Annotated in this window: 3 protein-coding genes; all 3 read left to right on the top strand. The window is 35.1% G+C overall.

What is annotated here, in order from left to right; all coding sequences use genetic code 11:
- The first annotated feature begins 61 nt into the window (after nucleotides 1-61).
- Entirely contained in the window at nucleotides 62-1,348 is a 1,287-nt protein-coding gene (locus AB3X49_RS21475) for a D-alanyl-D-alanine carboxypeptidase family protein (protein WP_367964618.1), read from the top strand.
- A gap of 196 nt (nucleotides 1,349-1,544) precedes the next feature.
- Complete coding sequence (gene sipW / locus AB3X49_RS21470) at nucleotides 1,545-2,114, top strand: signal peptidase I SipW (RefSeq protein ID WP_367964616.1); 570 nt, start codon at nucleotides 1,545-1,547, stop codon at nucleotides 2,112-2,114.
- A gap of 66 nt (nucleotides 2,115-2,180) precedes the next feature.
- On the top strand, nucleotides 2,181-2,401 hold a 221-nt coding region (locus tag AB3X49_RS21465), incomplete at its 3' end, for a TasA family protein (RefSeq protein ID WP_367964614.1).

Raw genomic sequence — 2,401 nt, 5'->3', positions numbered from 1 at the left:
ACATATAGGTTGGTAGAGGTATTTTATAGAATGTGAAAGTAAAGGGAAAAGGGAGAGTCATATGGTAAATTTTAAGAAAATTTCGGTTTTTGTTATGGTTATTTGTTTATTTTTTTTGACACCTATGACGTTATATGCTGAGACGAATATTGGAGTAAATCCGGAGCAAGTGGCACCTCCACCTGCGGAAGGGCCGAATGTTTTTAGTCAGTTTGCGACTACGATTGATGCGAAAACAGGAGATATGTTGTACGACAAAAATGCACATCATCGTGCGTTCCCTGCTAGTATGACGAAAGTGTTAACGGCGATTTTACTGATGGAGCATACGAAGCCAGAGGATCAATTTACGTTTTCACAATTAGCATTAGATCAAGAGAAGAGTAATTATCAAATTGAGTTTCACCCTGGTGAGACTATTAATAGAAATACTGCACTTATGATTTTAATGGTGCTGAGTGCGAATGATGTGTCGTATGCGATTGCGGAGCGTATTGGAGGAAGTGTTGAAAACTTCGCCAATATGATGAATGAAAGGGCGAAGCAATTAGGGGCTAAAGATAGTCATTTTGTAACGCCAAATGGATTGCATGATCCAAATCATTATACGACGCCATATGATATAGCCATGATTACGAGAGGTGTGCAAAAGTATCCTGAAATTTTACAAGCGATGAATACGAAAAGAACGACGGTTACGACATCTACGCAAACAGTTTCTATTTTTAATAAGTCTACTTATTTTGAAAATCCATATAGTATGGGTGGTAAGACAGGATTTACGAATGAAGCACGCAATACGCTCGTTTTATTAAATGAGAAGGATGGTAATCGTATTATAAATGTAGTAATGGCTTCTCAAAGACCTGAAATTTATGAAGATTTGAAGCAGATGGCGGAATATTCTTTTGGGCAATTTACGAAGCAAACTGTACTAGATAAACATAGTTGGCACCAAAAGGCAAAGTATTTAAATAAAGATGTTGATTCTGAGCTGGAAAAAAGTGCAGAGCTTATGCTAAAGAAAGATGAAGGGAAAAATATAAAAACGGCTTTTCGGGTTAATTCAGTGGATAAAGAATCTTTGTATCAAAAAGGAATTCATCGCGGTGAAGTAGTTGGTGCGGTAGATATTATAAAGAATAATCAAACGATTGCGACTATAAATGTTCTTTCAAAAGAAGATGTTACTTTTGCGATGCCTAAAAAAGATACAGTTGCACCTGAAGTAAAGGAATCGAATGTGAAAGTGATAAGTGTTGGAATAGGTGCGATTTTATTATTTGGAGCGATTTTATATGTAGTGCTGCGCCGAAATAACCAAGGGATGAAATCAGAAGAAAAATAAATTGCTAGTAGACCGTGATGAGATTTTGTCACGGTCTTTTTTGTATGCATTTCAAAAATGATTTAACTAATAATTGTAAATTTTCTTATTGCATTTCCAAATTGTTCGTTATATTATTTACTTGTGTTCTTGTTAGAGAACCAAATGAATATTGTATACTTCAAATAACATAAAACAACGGAGAGGGAGAGAGACGATGAAATTAATTTGGAAGGTGATTAGCAACGTTATCTCATTTGTTTTATTTGCGGTAATGGTTTGTTTAGCTTTTGTAGTTATTTCTTCAAAAGCGAGTGGCGGGGATCCAACAGTGATAGGATATCAATTTAAGAGCGTTCTTTCAGGATCGATGGAACCAACATTTTTAACAGGATCAATCATTGCGATAGAGCCAACGAAAGATGGTTCTAAATATAAAAAAGGTGATGTTATTACGTTTAAAGAGAAAGATGACAAAATTATCACTCACCGTATTATCGGTGTGAAAGATACAAATGGAAAAGTAATGTATGAAACAAAAGGGGATAACAACAACGGACCAGATTTAGCACCAGTACTTGCAGAGAATGTAATTGGAAAGTATGCAGATATTACAGTTCCATACGTTGGTTATGGACTGAATTATGCGAGTTCAAAAGCGGGAGCAGCATTACTTCTCATTATTCCTGGAGTCTTTTTACTTGGCTATTCCGCAATTTCTATTTTTGGCGCTATTCGTAGCATTGACGGAGAAAAGAAAGATAAAAAAGTAGAACAATCCGTCTAGTTCGTTTGGTTATACTTTCCGTTTAGGAAGTTAACAAATATATATATATATTAAGGGGATATGGACATGACTTTAAAGAAAAAATTAGGAATGGGTATCGCATCAGCAGTATTAGGAGCAGCATTAGTTGGTGGAGGAACATTTGCATTCTTTAGCGATAAAGAAGTGTCAAATAATACATTTGCGGCTGGTACGCTTGATTTATCATTAAATCCATCAACAGTTGTTAATGTATCGAATTTAAAACCTGGTGATACAATTGAAAAAGAATTTAAACTAGAAAATAA

This window comes from Bacillus sp. C30 (genome assembly GCF_040838255.1).
Lineage (GTDB): Bacteria > Bacillota > Bacilli > Bacillales > Bacillaceae_G > Bacillus_A > Bacillus_A mycoides.
This window is presented reverse-complemented; position numbering and strand designations above follow the sequence as displayed.

Excerpts from the sequence above, each read along its gene's own strand:
- AB3X49_RS21475 (WP_367964618.1), top strand. The coding sequence starts at position 62 with ATGGTAAATTTTAAGAAAATTTCGGTTTTTGTTATGGTTATTTGTTTA.
- sipW (WP_367964616.1), top strand. The coding sequence starts at position 1,545 with ATGAAATTAATTTGGAAGGTGATTAGCAACGTTATCTCATTTGTTTTA.